At 67.5% G+C, this 22061-nt stretch carries 18 protein-coding genes and 1 tRNA gene; 12 read left to right on the top strand and 7 right to left on the bottom strand.

Features of this window, described 5'->3' with window-relative positions; all coding sequences use genetic code 11:
* The first annotated feature begins 9 nt into the window (after positions 1 to 9).
* From C2U31_RS26815 to C2U31_RS26790, 6 genes are all read left to right on the top strand, one after another.
* A complete protein-coding gene (locus C2U31_RS26815; RefSeq protein WP_103275578.1) occupies positions 10 to 1506 on the top strand; it encodes an NAD(P)/FAD-dependent oxidoreductase in 1497 nt (498 codons plus the stop codon).
* 51 nt (positions 1507 to 1557) lie between these two features.
* Positions 1558 to 2496: an alpha/beta hydrolase gene (locus tag C2U31_RS26810; RefSeq protein WP_103275577.1), complete on the top strand. Its 939-nt coding sequence runs from the start codon at positions 1558 to 1560 to the stop codon at positions 2494 to 2496.
* Complete coding sequence (locus tag C2U31_RS26805) at positions 2493 to 3263, top strand: hypothetical protein (RefSeq protein ID WP_233772516.1); 771 nt, start codon at positions 2493 to 2495, stop codon at positions 3261 to 3263. Before C2U31_RS26810 ends, C2U31_RS26805 begins: the two co-directional genes overlap by 4 nt.
* A 46-nt stretch (positions 3264 to 3309) precedes the next feature.
* Complete coding sequence (locus tag C2U31_RS26800; protein WP_103275575.1) at positions 3310 to 4647, top strand: aspartate aminotransferase family protein; 1338 nt, start codon at positions 3310 to 3312, stop codon at positions 4645 to 4647.
* A 34-nt stretch (positions 4648 to 4681) separates the two neighbouring features.
* On the top strand, positions 4682 to 6322 hold the full coding sequence (locus tag C2U31_RS26795) for a choline dehydrogenase (RefSeq protein ID WP_103275574.1): 1641 nt from the start codon (positions 4682 to 4684) through the stop codon (positions 6320 to 6322).
* A 62-nt stretch (positions 6323 to 6384) separates the two neighbouring features.
* Positions 6385 to 7800 (top strand): gamma-aminobutyraldehyde dehydrogenase, encoded by a 1416-nt coding sequence (locus C2U31_RS26790; RefSeq protein WP_199771073.1) that lies wholly within the window; start codon positions 6385 to 6387, stop codon positions 7798 to 7800.
* 68 nt (positions 7801 to 7868) lie between these two features.
* Here C2U31_RS26790 and C2U31_RS26785 read toward each other — a convergent pair whose 3' ends face one another.
* The 4 genes from C2U31_RS26785 to C2U31_RS26770 form a co-directional block, all read right to left on the bottom strand.
* Positions 7869 to 10577, bottom strand: a complete 2709-nt coding sequence (locus C2U31_RS26785) for an autotransporter outer membrane beta-barrel domain-containing protein (protein WP_103275572.1) — start codon at positions 10575 to 10577, stop codon at positions 7869 to 7871.
* 207 nt (positions 10578 to 10784) lie between these two features.
* Positions 10785 to 11174 (bottom strand): type II toxin-antitoxin system HicB family antitoxin, encoded by a 390-nt coding sequence (locus tag C2U31_RS26780; protein WP_103275571.1) that lies wholly within the window; start codon positions 11172 to 11174, stop codon positions 10785 to 10787.
* A gap of 22 nt (positions 11175 to 11196) precedes the next feature.
* The gene (locus C2U31_RS26775) at positions 11197 to 11379 is read right to left on the bottom strand and encodes a type II toxin-antitoxin system HicA family toxin (protein WP_103275570.1); all 183 of its coding nucleotides are present in this window, start codon (positions 11377 to 11379) and stop codon (positions 11197 to 11199) included.
* 606 nt (positions 11380 to 11985) lie between these two features.
* Positions 11986 to 12228 carry a hypothetical protein gene (locus tag C2U31_RS26770; protein WP_103275569.1) on the bottom strand — a complete coding sequence of 81 codons (243 nt, stop codon included), beginning with the start codon at positions 12226 to 12228 and terminating at the stop codon, positions 11986 to 11988.
* 318 nt (positions 12229 to 12546) lie between these two features.
* Here C2U31_RS26770 and C2U31_RS26765 point away from each other — a divergent pair, with 318 nt between their 5' ends.
* Complete coding sequence (locus C2U31_RS26765) at positions 12547 to 13944, top strand: PLP-dependent aminotransferase family protein (protein ID WP_103275568.1); 1398 nt, start codon at positions 12547 to 12549, stop codon at positions 13942 to 13944.
* Between the two features lie 109 nt (positions 13945 to 14053).
* On the opposite strand, the gene C2U31_RS26760 is transcribed toward C2U31_RS26765, so the two are convergent.
* Positions 14054 to 15406, bottom strand: coding sequence for a trypsin-like peptidase domain-containing protein (locus C2U31_RS26760; RefSeq protein ID WP_233772515.1), 1353 nt, complete (start codon positions 15404 to 15406; stop codon positions 14054 to 14056).
* Positions 15407 to 15781: 375 nt separating this feature from the next.
* On the opposite strand from C2U31_RS26760, the gene C2U31_RS26755 reads away from it, so the two are divergent.
* The 4 genes from C2U31_RS26755 to C2U31_RS26740 all read left to right on the top strand — a co-directional run bounded on the left by C2U31_RS26755 (position 15782) and on the right by C2U31_RS26740 (position 19228).
* Positions 15782 to 16489 (top strand): serine protease, encoded by a 708-nt coding sequence (locus tag C2U31_RS26755; protein WP_158658476.1) that lies wholly within the window; start codon positions 15782 to 15784, stop codon positions 16487 to 16489.
* Between the two features lie 57 nt (positions 16490 to 16546).
* Positions 16547 to 17038, top strand: coding sequence for a hypothetical protein (locus C2U31_RS26750; protein WP_103275565.1), 492 nt, complete (start codon positions 16547 to 16549; stop codon positions 17036 to 17038).
* A 251-nt stretch (positions 17039 to 17289) separates the two neighbouring features.
* Positions 17290 to 17703 (top strand): RidA family protein, encoded by a 414-nt coding sequence (locus tag C2U31_RS26745; protein ID WP_103275564.1) that lies wholly within the window; start codon positions 17290 to 17292, stop codon positions 17701 to 17703.
* Between the two features lie 253 nt (positions 17704 to 17956).
* Positions 17957 to 19228: an MFS transporter gene (locus C2U31_RS26740; protein WP_103275563.1), complete on the top strand. Its 1272-nt coding sequence runs from the start codon at positions 17957 to 17959 to the stop codon at positions 19226 to 19228.
* A gap of 16 nt (positions 19229 to 19244) precedes the next feature.
* Here the strand turns inward: C2U31_RS26740 and C2U31_RS26735 are convergent, their stop codons facing one another.
* Together C2U31_RS26735 and C2U31_RS26730 are read right to left on the bottom strand one after the other, a co-directional pair.
* A complete protein-coding gene (locus C2U31_RS26735) occupies positions 19245 to 20126 on the bottom strand; it encodes an NAD(P)-dependent oxidoreductase (RefSeq protein WP_103275562.1) in 882 nt (293 codons plus the stop codon).
* A gap of 168 nt (positions 20127 to 20294) precedes the next feature.
* Entirely contained in the window at positions 20295 to 21746 is a 1452-nt protein-coding gene (locus C2U31_RS26730; protein WP_103275561.1) for a phosphatidylserine/phosphatidylglycerophosphate/cardiolipin synthase family protein, read from the bottom strand.
* A gap of 217 nt (positions 21747 to 21963) precedes the next feature.
* Between C2U31_RS26730 and C2U31_RS26725 the strand changes: the two genes are divergently transcribed.
* Positions 21964 to 22039 (top strand) — tRNA-His (locus C2U31_RS26725).
* The last annotated feature ends 22 nt before the right edge of the window (positions 22040 to 22061 follow it).

Here is a 22061-nt window from a genome sequence, read left to right as displayed (position 1 = left end):
GAGAGAACCGTGATCAAGCAACCTCAGGCCGCGCTCGTGAACGGCCAGCATCTTGACTTTATCGTTGTGGGCGCCGGCATTTCGGGTCTTGGCGCCACATACAACACGCACAAGCGATTTCCCGATCACTCATTCGCCGTGCTCGAAGCGATGGACGGCTTCGGGGGCACCTGGTGGACGCATCGCTACCCCGGCGCGCGTTCGGACAGCGATTGCTACACCTACGGCTACAGCTTCAAGCCTTGGGAAACCGGACGCGCCATCGGCACGGCCGACGAGATCCGCGCCTACCTGGGGGAGCTGATCGAGGAAAATGATCTGGCGCGACATATCCATTACGGGCACAAGATCACGGCCGCCCGGTGGTCGTCCCGGGACAGGCGCTGGACGCTGGAGGTCACGCGCACGCATTCGGGCGAGACGCTGACGCTGACGACGGGTTTTCTCTGGATGTGCTCGGGCTACTACGATCACGCCAAGGGCTATACGCCCGAGTGGCCTGGCATGCGTGATTTCAAGGGGCAGTGGGTGCATCCGCAGCACTGGCCGCAAGAACTCGACTGCACGGGCAAGCGCGTGGTCGTCATCGGCTCGGGCGCCACGGCCGCCACCTTGATCCCGTCCTTGGCGGACGCCGTGGCGCACGTGACAATGCTGCAGCGTTCGCCCACGTTTTTCGCGGCGGATTCTCCCATCCATCCGCTGGAGACCCAGCTGCGCGAACTGGGCGTGCGCCCCGACTGGGTGCACGAGATCATGCGGCGCGCCTTCGTCGCCAAGGTGGACGGCGAAGTTCGCATGTCCTTCGAACATCCCGAGGAAATGCGCGCGTGGATCGTCGAGCAGGCGCGCGCGCTCCTGCCCGAGGGCTTCGACGTGGAGAAGCATTTCAACCCGAGCTATCGCCCATGGCAGCAACGCATCGCGCTGGTTCCCGACGGCGACCTGTTCGCCGCCATCCGCTCCGGCAAGGCGTCAGTGGTCACCGACGGCATCGAGCGCTTCGACGCCACGGGCGTCCGGTTGGTCAGCGGCGCGCATCTTGACGCCGACATCATCGTCACCGCGACGGGTTTCAACATGCGGATATTCGGCGGCGTGCCATTTTTCGTTGATGGCGAATCGGTGGACTTCGCCAAGCGCGTCAGCTATCGCGGCATGATGATCGAAGGCGTTCCCAACATGGCCTACGTCATGGGCTACTTCCGCTCAAGCTGGACGCTGCGCGCGGATCTGGTCACCGATCTGGCGTGCCGCATCGTCGAGCACATGGCGCAGGCGGGCCACGACATGGTGGTTCCCACCGTGCCTGTCGCGGACGCAGACATGCCGCGCCTGCCCTGGATCGATCCGGAGAACGTCAACTCGGGCTACATCATGCGGGCGCTGCACCTGCTGCCTCGCCAGGGCGATCGTCATCCCTGGAAGCAAGGCCTGGAGTACGAAGAGGAGCGGGTCTCGTTCCCCGCGGCACGGCCCGACGAAGCGGCCCTGGCCTACCGCTGAGCACCCGGCGCGCTGGCGACCCCCTCATCCCTGAACAAAGGAAGTCATTCCATGTCTCTCGATCCCCATATAGCCGGCGCCATGCAGCTGCTGGCCGAGGCCGGCGCGAAGCCGCTGCACGAAGGCACGCCGGAGGAAGGCCGGGCCTTCTATCTGGCAACGACGGCCGGCGCGCTGACGCCCGAGCAGGTCGTACCCGTGGCCCGCGTGCGGGACACGACCGTCGGCGGCGCCGCCGGGCCATTGAAGGCCCGCGTGTACTGGCCCGAAGGCGACGGGCCGTTTCCGACCGTGGCCTACTTCCACGGCGGCGGATTCGTCATTGGCGACCTGGACACGCACGACAACATCTGCCGCGAGATCTGTCGCGGCGCGATGGCCGTGGTGGTGGCGGTGGACTACCGGCTGGCGCCCGAGCATGCATTTCCCGCCGGCGTTGAAGATGCCGTCGCGGCCACGAAGTGGATCGTGGCGCATGCGCACGAGCTGGGCGGAAACCACAATGTCGGCGTCGCCGGCGACAGCGCGGGCGGCAATTTCTCGGCCGTCGTCGCGCAGCGGTTGCGCGATGAAGGTATCGCGCTGACCGCGCAGTTCCTCATCTATCCCGCCGTGGATCATGTGACGGCGCAGTACCCCAGCGTCGTGGAGAACGGCGAGGGATACCTGCTCGATGTGGCCACCATCAACTGGTTCTACCGCCATTACGCGGGCGCCTATCTGGACCCGACGGATCCGCGCCTGGCGCCGCTGCGGGCCAAGGATCTGAGCCGGCTGGCGCCGGCGCTGGTGATGACGGCGCAATTCGATCCGTTGCGCGACTCGGGCGCTGCCTACGCCTCGGCCATGAACGCGGCCGGCAGCCCGGCGGAGCATATGCCAGGTCCGGGAATGATCCATGGCTTCTTCGAAATGGGACCGTGGTCGCCCGGCGCGCAACAGCTGATGCGGCGCGGCATCAAGCGATTCGGCGCCATGCTGCACGAATGAGTCCGGGGCCGGCACGCCGCTGCCGGCTCGGGATCAATCAGCTCGACTCTCACCGAGGCCCCTTCATCATGAATGCGATTTTCCTTTTGCTGGCCGATGTCCTGCTGATTCTTGCCGGGGTCATCTATGGCGTGAAGTTCCTCAGGAAGCGCAATTATCTGTGCGGGATCGAATGGTTCATCATGGCCCTTTCGGGCTCTCATTTCCTGCTGTGGGCGCTCTTCGGGTGGGAGTCCGGCTACAGCGTCGCGCATTTCTTCGATGCGTTCTCGCGGTCCTTCGGCTTTCCGGTGGTCGCGGTCGCCGGCATGATGGCGGTGACCCATAACTACCAGCCGTCGCGCCTCGCGGATGTCCTCTATTTCCTGCTCGGCTTCGCGGGCGCCGCCGCGCTGGTGGCGGCCGACCATGCGCCGGCGTTGGCGGTCTACAAACCGCCGTTCTACCTGCTGATGGGCCTGGTCTTCCTGGTCTTTCTGGCGTACTTCGCCTGGCGGCTGCAGAAGGCGGGCGAGACGCTGCATGCGATGGGCACGGCTGTCGTGGCGCTGAGCGGCCTGGCCATCGCCGTCTTGTACGACTATGTCCCGTTGCCCGGCGATGACGCGGACCGCACGCTGTTCTACACCGCGGCCTTGTTCACCTGGACGTTCATGATGGCCGAGCTGTACTACGGCTACAGCGCGCTGGAACGCGCCACGCAGCCGCGGTTCGGCGTCTATTCCAGCGAGCCGATCGCCAATACCCGTGTGCGCCGTCACGCCTGACGGCGCGCGACGTCCTCATCGTTCTTCAACCCTTTGGAGTGCAATCATGGCTCAATGGCCAGACCTGGCTTCCCGTTCCCGGGACCTGTATGAACGCGGTTTGAAAGTGCTGCCCGGCGGTATCACGCGCACATTGCCATGGCAGGAGCCTTTCCCGGTCTACGCCTCGCATGGCCAAGGGGCTTACGTGGTCGATGTGGACGGCACGCGCCGCCTTGACCTGTTGAACAACTTCGCCTCGCTGATCCACGGCCACGCGCATCCGGGCGTCGTGCAGGCCGTTCGGCGCCAGGTCGGCAATGGAACCGCCTTTACGCTTCCCACGGAGCAGGAGGTCGCGCTGGCGGAAACGATATGCGCGAGGGCCGAGAGCTTCGAACAGGTGAGATTCTGCAACTCTGGCTCGGAAGCCGTCATGAGCGCGATCAAAGCCGCCCGCGCGATCACGGGCCGATCCAAGATCGTCAAGGCGGAAGGCGTTTACCACGGCGCTTATGACTACGCCGAGGTCAGCCTGGATTCTTCCCCGTCGAACTGGGGCGAGGATCCGAACTCGATCGGCTATTCAAAAGGGGTGCCCAAAGGGGTGACGGACGACGTGGTGGTCATCCCCTTCAACGACGTTGAAGCCGCCGAGCGGATCATCCGGGCGAATGCCGCGGACATCGCGGCCGTCCTGCTCGACGCGGTGCCCAGCTATCTGGGGTTCGTGCAGGCGACCCAGCGCTTCACCAACATGATTGAACGCGTGACTCGCGAGATCGGGGCGCTTTTCATCCTGGATGAAGTCATCTCGTTCAGGTGTCACACCGGCGGCGTCCAGACGCTGCTGGGCATCCAGCCGGATCTGACTACCCTGGGCAAGATCATCGGCGGCGGCTTTCCCGTCGGCGCGGTGGCGGGGCGGCGCGAGTTCATGCGGATCTACGACCATCGCCAGGGCAAGCCCGGCTTGCCGTGGAGCGGCACCTTCACGGCCAATCCGGTCACGATGACCGCGGGCAAGGTCACGCTGGATCTGCTTGACGACGCCGCGATTGATCGCATGACGCAGCTCAATTCCCGGCTGATGGCGGCGCTGAACCAGGCGTTCGCGCGGTCCGGCTTTCCAGGACAGGTCACCGGCTTCGGGTCCAGCTTCATGGTGTTCGGCCATGGCCGCAAAGTGACCGACTACCGCTCGGGCTATTCCACCCCCGAGGAAACCAGGCGCGTTGTCGCGCTTCAGCGCGCCTTGACCTTGGCGGGCTTCCATATCGCCCGCACCGGCAAGGCATTCCTGTCGACCCCGATGACCGACGAGGACATCGATAGCTTCATCGACGCCGTCAACCGCATCGTCGATGCGCGGCTCGAGCCGATGAGCGCGGGTCTGGTGTCATGACTTTCCCCCATAACCTGCGAGCGAGGGCAGCACTGTGACGGACTACATCATTGTCGGCGGCGGGTCCGCGGGTTGTGTCCTGGCGAATCGACTATCCGCGAATCCGGCCGTCGACGTCACGCTGATCGAGGCCGGCGGCTGGGACCGCAGCCCCTTCATCGGCATGCCGGCCGGCTATTTCCAATTGATGAAAACCGGGCAGATCGACTGGGGCTACCACACCGAGCCCCAGGAGCACCTGGCCGGCAGACGGCTGTTCTGGCCACGGGCGAAGGTCCTGGGCGGATGCAGCTGTGTCAACGGCATGATCTACATCCGAGGCAGCGCCACGGACTACGATCATTGGGCGGCGTTGGGAAACAGCGGTTGGTCCTTCCGGGATTGCCTGCCCTATTTTCTTCGCGCCGAGAACTGGAACGGACCGCGCAGTCCGATCCATGGGCACGATGGACCGTTGCACACGAGCCGCTACGGTGTTCATCACCCCTTGTCGAAGGCGTTCGTCGAGGCGGGCATTCAGGCCGGATACCCGTACCGCGATGACTTCAATGATGGGGAGCAGGAGGGATTCGGCCCTTGTGACAGTACGATCAAGGCCTCCGGAGACAAGAGAGTACGCGCGAGCACGGCTTTCGCTTACCTGCATCCGGTGAAGGAGCGGAAGAACCTCAGGATCATCACCAAGGCCTTGGCCACGCGCGTCATCGTCGAGCGCGGCCGCGCGGTCGGCGTCGAGTTCCTTCGCCGTGGCCGCAAGGAAGTGCTCCGCGCGCATCAGGAGGTGCTGCTGTCGGGCGGCGCGATCAACTCGCCGCAGCTGCTTCAGTTGTCCGGCATTGGCGATCCGGCGCATCTGCGCTCGCTGGGCATCGAGGTCACGGCGGCGCTGCCGGGCGTGGGCCAGAACCTGCACGATCACCTGTCCGTGGGCGTGCAATGCCGCTCGACGCTGCCGAACTCGCTCCTGACCTACATCCGTCCCGTTCGCGCCGCCGCTGCCCTGGCGCGCTATATGTGGGACAAGGGAGGCCCGGGCGCGTATCACGGCGTGGAAGCGCTGGCCTTCGTCAAAAGCCAGCCCGATCTGATCGCCCCGGACATCCAGTACCACTTCGAGATGATCATGTACCGCGAAAACGGTCGGGTCGTCATTCCCGAGCACGGCTTCACGCCGCTGTTCAATATTTCGCGCCCCAAGAGTCGGGGCTGGTTGAAGATCCAGTCGGCGGATCCCACGCAGCACCCGCGCATTCAGCCAAACTATTTCTCGGATCCGGATGACATCCGTGTGTATCGCGAGGGGATACGCATAGGCCGGGAAGTCCTGGCGCAAAAGGCGTTCGACCCCTATCGAGGCGTGGAGTATGCCCCCGGCCCGCAGGCCACGACCGATGCCCAGATCGACCAGTACCTGAGGGAGAACGTCGAATCCGTCTACCACCCGGTGGGGACTTGCAAGATGGGCAGCGACGAGATGGCCGTCGTGGACGACCGGCTGCGTGTGTGGGGCGTGAGCGGCCTGCGCGTCATCGACGCCTCCATCATGCCGACCATCGTGAGTGGCAATACCAATGCGCCCACGATCATGATCGCCGAGAAGGCGGCGGATTTCATTCTTGCCGCGGGCGTCCGGGGCGCCGGGGCCGTGGACGCGGTGGCCGCCGTTCCGGCCTGATGGCCCATGGCCCGTCCGCAAGCTAATTTCGTAAACAGGAGAGTCGCGTGTTTGACCATGAACTGCTGATCGGTTCCGCCTTTGTCGCGGGCGCGGAAGCCAAAGAGAAGATCCTGAATCCGAAGACCGGGGCGCTGCTGACTGAATTGGCCGAAGCCTCGGTCGAGCAGGTCGACGCGGCGGTCGAAGCGGCGTCGAAGGCCTTCGACGCCTGGGCGCGGACCACGCCCGCCGAGCGCTCGCGCCTGCTGTTGAAGCTGGCCGACGCCATCGAGAGCGCGGGCGAGGACTTCGCGACGCTCGAGGCGCTCAACTGCGGCAAGCCGCGTATCCGCGTGCTGGAGGACGAGATCCCGGCGATCGCCGATTGCTTCCGCTTTTTCGCCGGCGCCGCGAGAACGATGCACGGCGCTGCGTCCGGCGAGTATGTCGCCAACCACACGTCGATGATCCGTCGCGATCCGATCGGCGTCGTCGCGTCCATCGCGCCGTGGAACTACCCCCTGATGATGGCGGCCTGGAAACTGGCCCCCGCGCTTGCCGGCGGCAATACCGTCGTGATCAAGCCATCGGAGCAGACGCCGCTGACCTTGCTGAAACTCGCGAAGATCATCGCGGGCATCTTTCCCGCCGGGGTCGTCAACGTGGTCACGGGGCGCGGCGCGAGCGTGGGCGACGCGCTGATCCATCATCCGAAGGTGGCGATGGTCTCGCTCACCGGCGATATCGGCACGGGCAAGAAGGTGCTGCAGGCCGCGTCCAAGATCGTCAAGCGAACCCATCTTGAGCTGGGCGGCAAGGCGCCGGTCATCGTCTTCGACGACGCCGACCTGGCCAGCGTCGTGGAAGGCGTCAAGGTCTACGGCTACTACAACGCCGGCCAGGACTGCACCGCCGCCTGCCGCATCTATGCCGGCAGGAAAATCTATGACAAGCTTGTTGCCGACCTTTCGGACGCGGTCAAGCGCCTCAAGTTCAATCAGCCCAACGATGACGACAATGACCTGGGGCCGCTGATCTCGGCCAGACAGCAGTCCCGCGTCGAGTCCTTTGTCCGGCGGGCCGCTGAAAACAGGCACATCGAGATCACGGCGGGCGGTCGCGCGGGAGACGGCGGCGGCTTTTTCTACGAGCCAACCGTGGTGGCCGGCGCGCTGCAAGGCGACGAAATCGTCCAGCATGAAGTCTTCGGGCCCGTCGTTTCGGTGACGCGGTTCGACGACGCCGACGAGGCGGTGCGCTGGGCCAACGACTCCGAATACGGTCTGGCCTCATCGGTCTGGACCCGCGACATTTCGCGCGGTATGGCGACGGCCGCCCGGTTGCAATACGGCTGCACCTGGGTCAATACGCACTTCATGTTGACCAGCGAAATGCCGCACGGCGGCCTGAAGTCCTCGGGCTACGGCAAGGATCTTTCCATGTACGCCCTGGAGGACTACACCGTCGCGCGGCACGTCATGGTCAGGATGGGATGAGAGCCGGAACAACCGCCGCCTGAGCGTCGCCCGGGGCGGCGGCGGTCGTCGTCACCGGCCCGCCGCCGCTAGAACATCATCCGGAATCCGGCGGTCGCGGTGACGACATGGCTGCCGGAGAAATCGGCATCCGCGTCGATCTGGCCGTAGAGGGCATAGCGTCCGCCCCAGCCGTAATTCACGCCCAGGCCCAGGCCGCCCCAGGTGCGCGCCATCCGGCTGGCCACCGGCACATTGGCCACGCGCACGCGCGTCCCGTCCAGGAATTCATGCTTGACGTTGGCCACGCCATAGACGCTGGCTTCCCGGTGCACGCCGCCCGACTGCCAGTCGCGCTTGTAGTCCAGCGCGATGCCGACGCGGCCCTGCAGGCTGTCGCCCTTGTCGCTTTCGATGCGCGCGTCGAATCGGTCGTTGAAGCTGCCGAAGCGGGTCGACAGGTACGTCAGCTGCGCCTGCGGGATCAGGGCGAGTCCTTGCCTCAGGTCCCAGGCCTTGCCCGCCTCGATGCCCAGCCCGTAGCCGTGCGCCTTCGCGCCATTCCTGAGCGTGCCCGCCGAGCGTGATTTCAGGTCGCTGTCGAACCAGTTCGCCTGCGCCTGGACGTCGACATACACGCCGTTCGCGCCATACCAGGTCAGCGTGGGCGTCAGGCCGTAGACGGTGGTGTCGACGTTGCCCTTGCCATAGGCCGACGACAAACGCGTGTCGGCCTTGCCATAGTGAAACGCCAGGCCGGCCACCAGGCGGGAGCCGTCGCGCTCGCCGTTCAGGATGCGGTCCACGCCGAATTGCGCCTTCCAGCTGTCGATGTCCTGGCGCGCGCCGGTCGCGGACGTCGCGGGGTCGTAGCGGCTCGCCGTCCCTTCCACGCGGCTCCACACGCCATTGCGGCCGACGTCCGCCGGGTCATAGAGACGATTGCCGACCCGCTGGCGCAGCGTAGGAAGCTTGCTCAGCTGGAGCAGGGTGTTGGCGTAGGCCTCATAGACCGGCACGCCGGGCTGATAGCGCAAAGGCGGCTGTGCGCCCGGGTCGCCGCCTCCGGGCTGGGGCGTGCCGGGATCGGTCAGGGACGATCTCAGATACCAGCCGCCGTCGGCCGGATCCTGTTGCAGCACATAGCCGTAGGCGCCGGCCACCAGGGCCGGACGCCCGTCGATGACGTAATCGCCGTTGGCCAGGTTGAACTGGCCCGCCGAGACGCCATTGACCTGCACGATCTGTATGCCCCGCTGGGTCGCCGCGCCCGCGCCGCCGATGTTCTTCACCGTGACCGGCGTCGCGCCAGCGGTCGCGCCGGTGATCACCAGCTTGTCGGTCGGCGAGTTGTCGGCGCCAAGCCGCGTGCGGACTTCCAGGCCGCCGCCCTGGCCGGCATAGTCGCCGGCGATCGTCAGCGTGCCGAAGCCGCTGCGCGGTCCCGGCGCGATGACGCCCTGGTTGGTCGTCGCGCCGACGCGTCCCGTTCCGGTCAGCCGCGCGCCCGCCAGCACATTCACGGGCCCGCCCAGGATGCCGTCCACCTGCAGCGTGCCGGCGCGGATGGCGGTGTTCCCCGTGAACGCCGCGCTGTTGCCCGACAGCGTCAGCGTGCCGGCGCCCAGCTTGTTGAAGCTGGACGCGCCCGAGAAGGCGGTGCCCATGACCACGTCGTAGGTATTCGTGTCGAACCAGGCGCCGTTGGCGCCGATCGCCTGCGTGGCGAAGCCGTTCAGGAAGTCGTTCTGGTCGCGAATGGCGCGCAGGATGCCGCCATTCCAGTCGAAGGACGTGGTGCCAGCCCCCTTGACGACGGAGCCGGTCTCCAGCGCGCCACGACCGCCGGCATCGCCGAGCAGGTGCAACGTGCCGGTGGAGCCGCCGGCGACGGCGATCCAGGTATCGGCGGCGGCGCCCGCGATCCCGCCCTTGTCGATGGTCAGCGTGCCCGTGCCCGCCGAGCCGATCTCGATGCGGTCGCTCGCCTTCAGGGTCGAGGCGTTGGCCGTCGTGCTGGACACGTTGACCGTGCCCACGCCGCCCGGCTGGAGCCCGATATAGATCGACGCGGCGGAAGTCGGCCCGCTCGGCCCCTGGGTGTGGACGGCGGCGCCGTCCTGGACCTGCAGCTCGCCGGTTCCTTCAAAACCGACATAGATGTTGTTCAGCGGATCCCAGACCGATCGGGCGCCCGTCACGGTAACGCGCCCGTTGCCGCCGGGTTGCCAGCCTATGATGCCCTGGCCGCTGTGCAACGCGCCGCCATCGTCGATCCGCAGCGTGCCGCTGCCGGCGGTGCCGATCTGGAACGAGTTGATCGTGGAAAGCTCCCAGACGGATCCGACGCCCGACACGGTAACGGTGCCAACGCTGCCGCTATCGCGGCCGATGATGCCCGCATCGCTGCGTGCCTGGCCGCCGGCCTGCACCTTGAGCGTGCCTTGGCTGCCCGATTCGACCCCGACGGACACCAGGCCGGTGCTGGTCCAGGTCGATGCCGCGCCGCCGTTCCTGCCGGACACCGTCAGGGTGCCCACGGCCCCATTGAGATTGCCGATGGTGGCCAGATCGTTGGAGACCGTGGCGCCGGCGTCGATGGTCAAGCTGCCCGTGGTCGTGTCGCCGACGGTCAGGTCGCCGCCGACCGTCCAGTTGGGCGTCTGGACCGACCCGGGCAGCACCTCTCCGGTACTGGAGACCAATTGAGCGCTGGCGGAATGCGGGAAGCTGGCCGCGCATGAGATGAAAACTGCTTTCAGCAGCCACTTTGCTTGTTGGCGATTGCGCTCGACCACGGCAACTCCCCCCGAATGGATGCGATGTGCTTTCGGGCTGCTACGGCAGGCGGCGCGCTTTTCTTAATAGGTGATTGCGCAGGGGGGGATGCGCGATTGCGATGGCCGTTCTTCGATTGGGTGTCACGGTTGCAGAGGGATTGAAGGCTGCTCAACCCAAGCCGTTTTCCAAGTTATTGGCGGTACGAGGAAATCCGGCAGGTCATGTCAGGCGGCGGTCATTTCATGTTCTGCGGCCATGGCCAGGAATGCCGACCGCGACATGCGCCGGGTTTGCGCGGCCTCGTCGATGCGATGGACCAGGTTCTCGGGCAAGCTGATATTGAGCCTTACCGCCTTTGTGCTGACCTTCGACAGATCGATATCGACCATCATCCAGTAGCCCCCCTGGAAGTCCTCGTGGCTGACCCATGCTTCGGGGGCGGACGGCGCGGGAATTGTCTCGGCCTCGCCGTGGAAGTGCGCCTCAACGGCTTCCTGGGCTGCGCGCGGCAGGTCTTGCCAGTCGTCGGCTGCGGCAAAGCAGCCGGGGAAGTCGGGGAAGGAAGCCCCGTAGGCGCTACCTTTTTCTTTATGCACGTGGATCGGGTAGAACATGAGGTTCTCCTGTGCCGTCCGCCTATCGCAGGCCGGCTTGCTTGAGGATGGAGCGCTGAGTCGCCATCGGCAAGTCCTTCTTGGGATGCGGCACCGTAACCCTGCCGGGCTTGGTGGGGTGCTTGAACTGATGATGGGAACCCACGGTATGAACCAGGTACCAGCCATCGGCTTTCAGTTGCTTGAGGAGGTCTGCGCTGTTCATCCGTGCAATCATGAATTCTACACAACCATACACAATGGGGTTGTCCGAATCTTTGTCAATCGGATCGCGCGCAGGCCGTGGCCATGCGGAGTCCGACTGGGTGTTGCCACCGGGAGGGCTTTGGACGTTGCGGGTGACGATGACCAAGCTACCGTCGCCGGCAGTCCGGCTCCCGGGTGTCCGATCAGCCAAGCCCGTTCGTCGCCAATCAATCTAGCAGGCATGGCACGCAGATCACGCAGCAGTGACAGGGGTAATTGAGTCGGAGATTCAGGCGCTTCTGGAAGAGACGGGCAGCGTCTCGGTCCGGTATGGCCGTTGAAGAGGGCTCTCGCCGCGTTCCGTTGAACTCAAGCGGGAACAGGCTTAGCGGATTACCGAGGTGTTTGAAGAGGTGTCTCAACCGCCGGCGGATGCCGTTCAATTGTGCTTCGCCGAAACCTCCGACGAGAACTGGGGGAAGGCCTGCGACAAGGCCAAGCAGACACGGTGTTGGCGCTGGCGCAGGACTACGCCAGCAAGCGCGCGATGCGCGTCAAGCCATTCCGCATTGCCGCGCCGTCGCCTGACGGCCGTGTCGCACGGCAATGCGTCGCGGTCTTTGGTCTATCGGCCGCGCAGCCGCTCCAGCTGCTGGCGGTTCAGGCGCGCCGCTTCCTCTTCCGCGTATTCCTTTTCGCCGGCTTCGTACTTCCCGTCATACAGACAACCGCTGCGATTCCAGCGGCATTCATTGGTGACTGGCGTGGCGCCGTAATGCCGGTCGCCCAGGCCCACCATGGAGCATCCGGACGCCAGCGCGGCCAGGCCGAGCACGATGCCGCAACGGCGCAAGGTTTGAATGGTCACTATCTTCGTCCCACAAAAAAGCTGCTACAGGCATTCTTATAGCAAACCTTTGTGGAGAGCCAGCATCCGCGCCAGCGGGCCGGACGCGGGAGGCCCGAGGACCGCCGGCGCGGCGACGGGCGGGTGAGTGGGACATGGGATAGCCCTTGCTTGCGGACTTGAGTCCATGCACCTGTCAGGGACCGGCTGCGGAAGGTATCGCGTCTGCAGGTTTAAAATCCATGCAAGAATATTAATGTATGTATTTAATCTAAGTTTGTTACCCTACTAATTGATCAATATCATCCATACATTGCGACTTTCGGTGCAGAAAGACCCATGCAAGACGACGATTTATATGCAATCTGGCCCTTGCGGCTGGCGCGCGGCAGCGGTCCCCGCTACCGGCAGATCGCGGACCTGATCGAGCGGGCCGTCGCGGAAAACCGGCTTCAGCCGGGCGACCGCCTGCCGCCGCAGCGCGGACTGGCGCAGCGTCTGGGCATCGACCTGACCACGGTCACGCGGGGCTATAACGAAGCCGGCTTGCGCGGCCTGCTGGATCCGCGCGGCGCGGCCGGCACCTTTATTTCACGCCGCGCCGAGCCGGCGGCGCTGGTGCTGGACCTGGGCATGAACCTGCCGCCGCCGCCGCTGGGCTGCGATATGCAGGAGCTGCTGCGGCGGGGATTGGTGCGCGTCATGGAGCGCCAGGACGTGCATGTGCTGATGACCTACCAGCTGGCCGGCGGCAGCGCCGCCGAGCGCGCGGCCGGCGCGCAGTGGCTGTCGGAGGCGGCCGAGCCGGCCGACGCCGAGCATGTGCTGGTGACGCCGGGAGCGCAGGCGGCGCTGGCCGCCGTGATCCTGGCCTGCGGCCGGGCCGGCGACGCCATCGTTTCCGAGCCGCTGGTCTATCCCGGCCTGCTGGCCGCCGCTGAACAGCTGGGCCGCCGCGTCGTCGTGGCCGAGACCGACGACGAAGGCATGACGCCTACCGGCCTGGAGCGGGCCTGTCGCGAAAGCGGCAGCCGCCTGGTCTACCTGAATCCCACGCTGCAGAATCCCACCACCCGCACGTTGACCGAATCGCGTCGGTGCGACCTGCTGCGCGCAGCCGCCGCCTGCGGCGCGCAGGTGATCGAGGACGATCCCTATCGCCTGTTCCTGGACGCCGCGCCGCCGACCATGGCCAGCCTGGCGCCCGCCTCGGTCTTTCACATCTCGACGCTGGCCAAGTGCCTGACGCCGGGGCTGCGCACCGCCTATGTGCTGGCGCCGGACCTGGACAGCCGCGCGCACGTGCTGGCGTCGATGCGTTCCTTCGCGCTGATGGCCACGCCGCTGATGAGCGCGCTGGCCGCGCAGTGGATCGCCAGCGGCGCCGCCCAGGACATCCTGGACGGCGTGCGCGCCGAGGCCCAGGCGCGCCAGTTGATGGCGCGGCGCGTGCTGCAGGGCGCGGCCGTCATGGCGCAGGACGCGCCGGCCGAAGGCATCCATCAATGGCTGTCGCTGCCGGCGCCGTGGACGGCGAACGCGCTGGCGCGCGCGGCGCGCGACCAGGGGCTGAGCGTGGCATCTTCCGATGCCTTCCGCGCAGGCGTGGACGCGCCCAACGCCATCCGCGTGTCGCTGGGCGCCGAGGCCGATCGCGCGCAGCTGGAACAGGCGCTGGGAACGCTGGCCGGGCTGATGCGCAGCCGGCCGCAGCCGCCGCGCGTCGCGGTGGTCTGAGCTGCGCGGCGACGGCAGTCCTGACGGCGCCACGCAGGTCATTCGAGCCGCGTGGCGCCGGCCAGGATGGCGATGACGGCCGGCGCGCGGGCCATGATAGCCGCCGCTCTCAGTTCACCTGCAGGTGATACATGGCCCGGCCCCGGATCAGCGTCAGCAGCAGCGGCCGCCCGGCGGTATCGGCCAGCAGGCCGCGCAGGTCGGCGAGCTTGCTGACCGGACGCCGGTTCAGGCCGATGATGATGTCGCCGCGCTGCACGCGCGCCGCGACCGCGCCCCGGTCCGGATAGGCGGCGCTGACGACCACGCCGTCATTGCCCTTGAGTCGTTGCTCGCGCGCCATCTCGGCGAACTCCACGCCGTTGAGCCGCGCGTCCAGCGAGCCGCCGTGAAAGCGTTCGTTCTTCTCGGGCTCGATGCGCAGCGTCGCCTCCACCCGCTGACCGCCGCGCAGCAGGCTCAGGCGCACCTGCTTGCCCACCGGCAACAGGCCCTCGGCGTTGCGTAGCTGGGCGCTGGTGGAAACCGGCTTGCCGTCCACCGCCACGATCTGGTCGCGCGCCTGCACACCGGCCTGCTGCGCCGGCGAACCGTCGGCCACGCGCGCCACCGCCACGCCGCTGGAGCCCGGCGCCAGGCCCAGCTGGCGGGCGTTGCGCGGCGTGATGTCCAGCGTGTCCAGGCCCAGGCCGCCGCGTTGCACCTGGCCGTGCTGCAGCAGCTGGTGCATGACCTCGGCGGCCAGGTTGGACGGAATCGCGAAGCCGATGCCCACGTTGCCGCCCGAGGGCGTGTAGATCATGGTGTTGATGCCGACCAGCTCGCCGTTCAGGTTGACCAGCGCGCCGCCCGAGTTGCCGGGATTGATGGAAGCGTCGGTCTGGATGAAGTTCTGGTAGCCGGCCGCGCGCAGGTTCGAGCGGTCCAGCGCCGAAACGATGCCCGACGAGGCGGACTGCCCCAGGCCGAAGGGATCGCCGATGGCCACCACGAAATCGCCCACGCGCAGATCGCTGGAATCGGACAGCGCCAGGGCCTGCAGGTTCTCGGCGGGAATGCGCAGCACGGCCAGGTCGGTATCGGGGTCGCTGCCCACGACCTTGGCGCTGAAGCTGCGGCCGTCCTGCAGCGAGACGCGGATGGCCGAGGCGCCGCGCACCACATGGTGATTGGTCAGGATGTTGCCTTGCGCGGCGTCCACGATCACGCCCGAGCCCACGTTCTGGCGTCCGCCGCCGGCCATGCGCGCCTGCGGGTCGGGCTCGTCCTGCGCGGAAATATTCACCACGGCGGGCGTGACCCGTTCCAGCATCGGCGCCAGCGAGGGCAGCTGCTGGCCGTCGACGGCCATGGGCAGCGCGGCGAGGGAGGGCGCGGGCAGGACGAGCGCGGCGCCCAGCGCCAGCGCCAAGGCGGCGCGGATGCCGGCGCGCGCGAATCGCGCGGGCCTGTTGCGGGTCACGGATCCGGCGCGGACGGACCCGTGGCGGGCGGCCTGGGGGAGCGTGGAGGGAAGGGTGGCGGCGGGGGCCGTCCTGGGCATATCGGATCCTTGGACTGTGGGCGCGGCAGTATGGGCCGGCGGGACTTCACGGGTATGACGCCACGGGCGCGCACGCCGGCGCGGTGGATGACGTTTCCGCGTCAGGCGTCGGCGCCCTGGGCGCAAGAGCGTCATCAAGCCGCCGCAAATTATCGCTACATTTGCGCGATTTCTCAGCCGGGTCCGCCCGGCGCGCTTCAGTCGGGATCGAGGATGAATGCAGCCAGGCCATTGCCGCGCGGCCGCGCCAGGGCGCCGGGCGCATGTCGCGCGCCCTTGTGGCGTTGCGGCGCGATGCTGGCCGCCTTGCTGGCGCTGCCCGGCGCGGCCGCCGCCCAGGCCGGCGCGCCGTTCGAGTCCCAGGCCAGCGGTCTGTTCATCAACGCGGCCGGCCAGGTCCTGACCGCCGCGCACGCGGTGACGGGCTGCGCGTCCCTGTATGCGCTGAAGGACGGGCAGGTGCGCCGGGCCACCGTGGTGGCGCGCGACGACGCGCGCGACCTGGCCTTGCTGGATACCGGTTTCAAGCCCTATCTGAGCGCGACCTTCGCGGCCACGCCCGAGAGCAGCGGCGGCCGGCCTGTGTTCACCGAGGCGTATGGCGAATTGCAGCGCATGCCCGCGCGCGCCAGCACCGTGTTCAATGGCATGACGGCCCCGCACGGCGGCGGTTCCGCGACCGAGCTGTTGCTGTTCTCGCCGGTCAAGCCGGGCGCCAGCGGCAGTCCCGTGCTGGGCGGGGCAGGGCTGGTGCTCGGCATGGTGGTCGAGCGCGTGGCGGTGGACGGCCGGCTGTCGGGCACGGTGGCATTGAGCCGGCGCGGCGGTTCCGCGCCCGGGGCGGGCGCCACGCGGGTCAAGGCGGTGCCGGTGGACAGCATCACCGGTTTCCTGCGCGAGCAGGGCGCGGTCCATGCGGTCAGCGACCGGCCCCAGCTGGGCGCCATGCAGGCGCAGGCGCCACGCGCGGCGACGCTGTCGGCCGGCATTATTTGCGGATGAGGGGCGAGCGTTGCGAGCCTGCCTGTCCGCCGTTTGAACGGGAATAGGAAGATCGACATGAAGCAGACGGTTTCCGGCGGCGCGTCCGCCAGTTCGCAGTCCGCCAGGCCTGGGCGTTTCGCCCGCCTGCGCCGCGCCGTGGCCACGTTCATGGGCCTGGCGCTGTCCGGCGCGACCGCCGTGGCCGCCCAGCCGGCCGCCGTGCCGCAGCACTGGGTCAGCTATGCGCAGCTGCTGGGCAACCAGTTCCAGGCCTGGCTGGGCGACGACGCCAATCCAGCGGTCGTGCGCGTGCACGAACTGATGGGCGGGCCGAAGGACGCCGGCGACGCCGTGGCCGCCGCCGCGCAGCCGGTGGTGGCCAAGGTCTGGGTGGATGCCACGGGCCGCGTCGAGCGGGTCGAGTTTCCGACGCTGATCGATACCCGCGTGCGCGACGCGCTGACCGAGGTGCTGGCCAACCGCTCGCTGGCCGAGGCGCCGCCGGCCGACATGCGCCAGCCGCTGGTGCTGCAACTGAAGCTGGAACCGGCGGCGGGCGGCGCCTAGTGTGCTGTCCCGCAGATACGCCCGCACGAAATCCACCCCTAGCCGCCATGGCGTCGTTGCAAATCCTCGCGATACCTACGGGTATCACTGCGGTTTGCGCCTAGCCCTGACGTCTATGGATGAATTTCGTCATGCGGACGCATCCACGGGACAGCACACTAGCGTGCTCGCCCACTACGGGCAAACCTGGACTGCGGGACCGGGCGGGGGTCGATACACTGGCGGCCCACTCTCCGTTACCAGGAACCTCCATGACCGCCATCGTGCGCCTGCGACTGCCCGAGGACGACGCCATGTTCGGCGGCAATCGCGTTTTCGACGCCTTTGAATACGCGCCGGCCGTGGTGGCCCGGGGCATGGCTTACATCTCCGGCCAGATCGGATTGCGGCCCGACGGCACGGTGCCGGACACGGTGCGCGAGCAGATCGAATGGGCCTTCAAGCGCGCCGAGGCCATCCTGCGGCGCCTGGGTCTGGATTTCTCCGACGTGGTCGAGATGGTGTCCTATCACGTGGACGTCGGCGCCCAGCTGTCCGATTTCCGCGAGGTGAAGTCGCGCTACATGCGCGCGGATTTCCCGGCCTGGACCATCCTGGGCGTAGCCGAGCTGGCGCGGCCGGCGCTGGCGGTGGAAATCAGGCTGGTCGCCGCCACGCGCGCTTGAGCGTTGCCTCGGCGTCGGCGCGCCGCTGACGCCGCGCCGTCACAGTGGCCGCTGGGTGTACAGGATCGCGCGCGGTACGCGTCGGCACGGATATAGCCCGGAGTAATATGGTCCGTCCGCGTTTGGCGGACGCGACTGCCGTCCGCCGGCCTCCCGCCCGAATCGTCCGCGGCGCCTTGCGCGCCCGCCCTGAAACGCAAGCGCCAGACCGCGCCCACGGCATACAAGAAAAATCCGCCGAGGAGACGATCACGTGGACAAGCAAGGGCCGGGGAGCTGGTATTTCGGCTGGAACATCGTGGGCGCGGCCACCGTGCTGACGCTGCTCACCGTGGGATTGCGCATGGGCATCGGACCCTTCTTCCTGCCCATGACCCAGACGCTGGGATTCTCGCGCAGCGAGCTGTCGGGCATCGTGGCGGTGGGCATGCTGTGCTACGGCCTGGCCATGCCGGTGGCCGGCTACCTGGCCGGCACGCGCGGCACGCGCTTCGTGCTGCTGACCGGCGCGGCCATCGTCGTCGCGTCCTGTGTCTGGACCGTCAACGCGCGCGGCCCGGTCGAGTTCCTGCTGGCTTTCGGCGTGGCGCTGTCGGTGGGGCTGGGCTTCACCAGCCCGGTGGCGCTGACGCCAGTCATCAGCCGCTGGTTCACGCGCCAGCGCGGCATGGCGCTGTTCTTCCTGTCCACCGGTTCCATGGCCGGCATCGCGCTGATGACGCCCTTGCTCACTCACGCGATCGCCGCCGTCGGCTGGCGCGAGACCATGCTGGGTTTCGCCGCGCTGTTCGCGCTGGTGACCGTGCCCTCGGCGCTGTTCGTGATGCGCGACCAGGCGCCCGCGCATACCGACCTGCTGCCGCACCAGATCATCGACCGGCCCGCCGGCGCGCAGGCGCGTCCGGCGGCGCGCGCGTCATCCACCGTCAAGGCGAGCGACGCGCTGGCCTCGGTGCCGTTCTGGCAGATCGCACTGGGGCTGTTCGCCTGCGGCTTCAGCATGAACCTGCTGGGCACGCACGGCATGCCCATGCTGATGGACCACGGCTTCGACGCGTCCACCAGCGCGCTGGGCATCGGCCTGATCGGCCTGGTGGCGATCTTCAGCACACTGGTGCTGGGGCGGCTGTCGGACCAGCTGGAACGGCGCAACATCCTGGCGGTGATCTATTGCGTGCGCGGCCTGGGCTTTTTCGCGCTGGTGATGGTGGGCACGCACTGGGAGCTGTACCTGGCGGCGTCCGTGGGCGGCATCGTCTGGGCCGGCAGCATCGCGCTGTCCTCGGCCATCCTGGCGGACGTGTACGGGGTGCGGCTGGTGGGACTGCTGTACGGCCTGGCCTACCTGGGACACCAGGTGGGCGGCATGATCAGCTCATGGCTGGGCGGCTGGGCCTTCGAGCGCTATGGCACGCACTGGATCGCCTTCGGCGCGGCGGGCGTGTTGCTGCTGCTGGCGGCGGGAATCGCGCTGCGGCTGCCGCAGCGCGGCGCGCCGCTGGCGCCGGCCGCGGCGGGCGGCTGAGCGTTCCCGCCTCCTGTCAGCGCGCCGCGCCTTCCTGCAGCAGCGACACCAGCTCGGGCACGTAGCGCTCGCCGCCGCCCTGCTTGACGGCCTGCGCATAGGTGTCCAGCACGGCCTGGCCGATGTCGCGCGCCGCGCCGGTTTCCTGCGCCATGGTGTTGTAGTAGGACAGGTCTTTTTCCGCGTTCGACATGAAGAACTTCAGCGACGAGGGATCCTGTTCCAGCAGATAGGGCTTGAGGCGTTCCAGCGCCACGCCGCCGCCGCCGCCCTTGCCCAGCACGTCCGCGAACACGGCCGGGTCGATGTCGGCGCGCAGCGCGCAGGCGGCGGCCTCGGACAGCAGCGCGATCACGCCCAGCGACACGTAGTTGTGCAGCAGCTTCATGCGATGCCCGGCGCCGACCGGGCCGGCGTGGCTGATGTTCTCGGCGAAGCAGGCCAGCAGCGGCCTGCATTCGGCGAACAGCGCGGCGTCGCCGCCGACCAGCAGGTTCAGCCGGCCTTCGGCGGCTTCCTTGGGCGTGCGGGTCATGGGCGCGTCGAGGAAGCGTCCGCCCTTGTCGGCCACCGCTTGCGCGACCTTCTGGGTGGACGAGGGGATCGCGGTGGAGCAGTCGATGACGACGGCGCCGGGGCGCAGGCCCTCGAGCACGCCGCCCGGCGACAACAGCACGGCCTCGACTTGCGGGCTGCCCGTGACGCACAGGATGATCACGTCGGAACGCGCCGCCAGCGTGGCGCCGTCGGCGCAGCTGGTCGCGCCCGCGGCCTTCAATGCGTCCAGGGGCTGGTTCCCCGGATGCTCAAGCACCGTCAGTTCGTGGCCATGCTTGACCAGATTGCTCGCGATGCCATGGCCCATGAGGCCGATTCCAACCATGCCGACTTTCGCCATCTTCCACTGCTCCTGCCATTTATAGGGTGTTTGTTGTGGCGTAGATCTTACTCCCAGCGTCGCGGCCTGCGCGCGGGAACCGTCCGGCCCGCGGCCGGCGCGCCGGCGCTTGGCGGGACGGCCCGCGAGGAATGCGTCAGAGAGTTGGGACCGCTTGCGCGGGCCGTGTCAGAGATAAGGCGTGGCCAGCCAGATCACCTTGTTGCGCAGGCGCTTGGCGAAGGGCGCCTGCTGCAGGTCTTCCAGCGTCACGCGGCGGGCCTGTCCGATGATGCCGTCGATGCGCGCGCCCAGGCCGTGCGACACGCCGGGATCGTAGATCTCGGTGTCCAGCTCGAAGTTCAGCCGCAGGCTGCGCGGGTCCAGGTTGGACGAGCCGGCATAGGTCCAGGCGTCGTCCACCGTCATCAGCTTGGAGTGGTCGAAGGCGCCATGCGAGCGCCAGACGCGGCAGCCGGTGCGCACCACCTGATCCAGCTGGGCGGTCATGGCGTAGTCGACCAGCCGCAGGTTGTTCTTGCCGGGAATCACGATGTCCACTACCACGCCGCGCCGCGCCGCCGTGGCCAGCGCGCCGATCAGGGTCTGGTCCGGCAAGAAGTAGGGCGACTGGATGCGCACGTGGCGCTGGGCCACCGCCAGCGCGCCCAGCAGCATGTTGTGCGTGCTGCCCAGCGCGCGGTCGGGGCCCGAGGGCACGCAGCGCACCGGAATCGAACCGGCGGGCGCGGCGTCAGGATCGAACCAGGGGCGCTGCGGCAGCGATTCGTGCGTGGTGAAGTTCCAGTCATGCGCGAACACCGACATCAGCTGCGTGACGATGGGGCCTTCCAGACGGAAATGCGTGTCGGCATTGGTGTCCGCGCCGGACAGCGCGGTGACGAAGGCGGCGCGCACGTTCATGCCGCCGGTGAAGCCCACCCGCCCGTCCACCACCAGTATCTTGCGGTGGCTGCGCAGGTTGGCGTAGGGCATGCGCAGCACGCCCAGCGGATTGGTCATGAAGCGCGCCACCGGCACGCCGCCGCGCGCCAGCATGCGCACGATGGGCGGGCGCGAATAGCGCGAGCCGATGGCGTCGATCAGCACGCGTACCTGCACGCCGCGCTCATGCGCTTCGATCAGCGCCTGCGCCATCTCGCGGCCGATGGGGTCGTTGTCGAAGATATAGCTCTGCATCGCCACCGCGTGGCTGGCGTCACGGATCGCCTGCAGCATGGCCGGGTAGGCTTCGTCGCCGCCGGCCAGCGGCAGGACCGCGTTGCCCCCCAGCAGCCGGAAACGGCTGACCTGGTCGCCCAGCACCTTGAGCGAGGCGAATTGCGAGCCGGAGATCGGCGCGACGTCGACAGGCGCGGTCTCGACCTGCGCCGCGTCCTCCAGCATGGCCTCGTCGCGCTGCTGCGACAGTCGCGTCTTGCGGATGCGGTTGATGCCCGCCACGACATAGATCAGCGCGCCGAACAGCGGCGACAGCAGCGTCAGGCCCACCCAGCCGATGGCAGAGCGCACGTCCTGCTTGGTCATGGCCGCATGCACGGCGGCGCCGGCGCCGGCCGCCAGGCTGACGACGAACACGATATGCGGCCAGTATTCGAGCAGGATGGCGTGCAGGTCCATGGGCGGTCAGCGTGTCTCCGAGATGGGCCGGCCCACGATGGACCAACCCGAAAATGGGCCAGCCGCAAGGATAGCAAGATGTCGGATTGCGGCGAGTCGGGGAGAGGGCTTACGCGCGCGGAAAAAACTGTGCTAGAATTTCGCTTCTTTGCTGCCGGGTGATGAAAATCACTGGGGCGGTGGAAGAAAAAAGGCAGGAAAAAAAGCAGTACCAGTGGTGGCTGTAGCTCAGTTGGTAGAGTCCCGGATTGTGATTCCGGTTGTCGTGGGTTCGAGTCCCATCAGCCACCCCAAGAATTCAGTGAAATCAGGCGC

The sequence above is a fragment of the Achromobacter sp. AONIH1 genome (assembly GCF_002902905.1).
GTDB lineage: Bacteria > Pseudomonadota > Gammaproteobacteria > Burkholderiales > Burkholderiaceae_B > Achromobacter.
The sequence above is the reverse complement of the archived record's forward strand: the minus strand, read 5'-3'. Positions and strand labels throughout refer to the sequence as shown.

Excerpts from the sequence above, each read along its gene's own strand:
- C2U31_RS26735 (WP_103275562.1), bottom strand. The coding sequence starts at position 20,126 with ATGGCGAAAGTCGGCATGGTTGGAATCGGCCTCATGGGCCATGGCATC.
- C2U31_RS26810 (WP_103275577.1), top strand. The coding sequence starts at position 1,558 with ATGTCTCTCGATCCCCATATAGCCGGCGCCATGCAGCTGCTGGCCGAG.
- C2U31_RS26750 (WP_103275565.1), top strand. The coding sequence starts at position 16,547 with ATGAAGCAGACGGTTTCCGGCGGCGCGTCCGCCAGTTCGCAGTCCGCC.
- C2U31_RS26755 (WP_158658476.1), top strand. The coding sequence starts at position 15,782 with ATGCTGGCCGCCTTGCTGGCGCTGCCCGGCGCGGCCGCCGCCCAGGCC.
- C2U31_RS26730 (WP_103275561.1), bottom strand. The coding sequence starts at position 21,746 with ATGGACCTGCACGCCATCCTGCTCGAATACTGGCCGCATATCGTGTTC.
- C2U31_RS26805 (WP_233772516.1), top strand. The coding sequence starts at position 2,493 with ATGAGTCCGGGGCCGGCACGCCGCTGCCGGCTCGGGATCAATCAGCTC.
- C2U31_RS26780 (WP_103275571.1), bottom strand. The coding sequence starts at position 11,174 with ATGTTCTACCCGATCCACGTGCATAAAGAAAAAGGTAGCGCCTACGGG.
- C2U31_RS26775 (WP_103275570.1), bottom strand. The coding sequence starts at position 11,379 with ATGAACAGCGCAGACCTCCTCAAGCAACTGAAAGCCGATGGCTGGTAC.
- C2U31_RS26765 (WP_103275568.1), top strand. The coding sequence starts at position 12,547 with ATGCAAGACGACGATTTATATGCAATCTGGCCCTTGCGGCTGGCGCGC.
- C2U31_RS26800 (WP_103275575.1), top strand. The coding sequence starts at position 3,310 with ATGGCTCAATGGCCAGACCTGGCTTCCCGTTCCCGGGACCTGTATGAA.
- C2U31_RS26745 (WP_103275564.1), top strand. The coding sequence starts at position 17,290 with ATGACCGCCATCGTGCGCCTGCGACTGCCCGAGGACGACGCCATGTTC.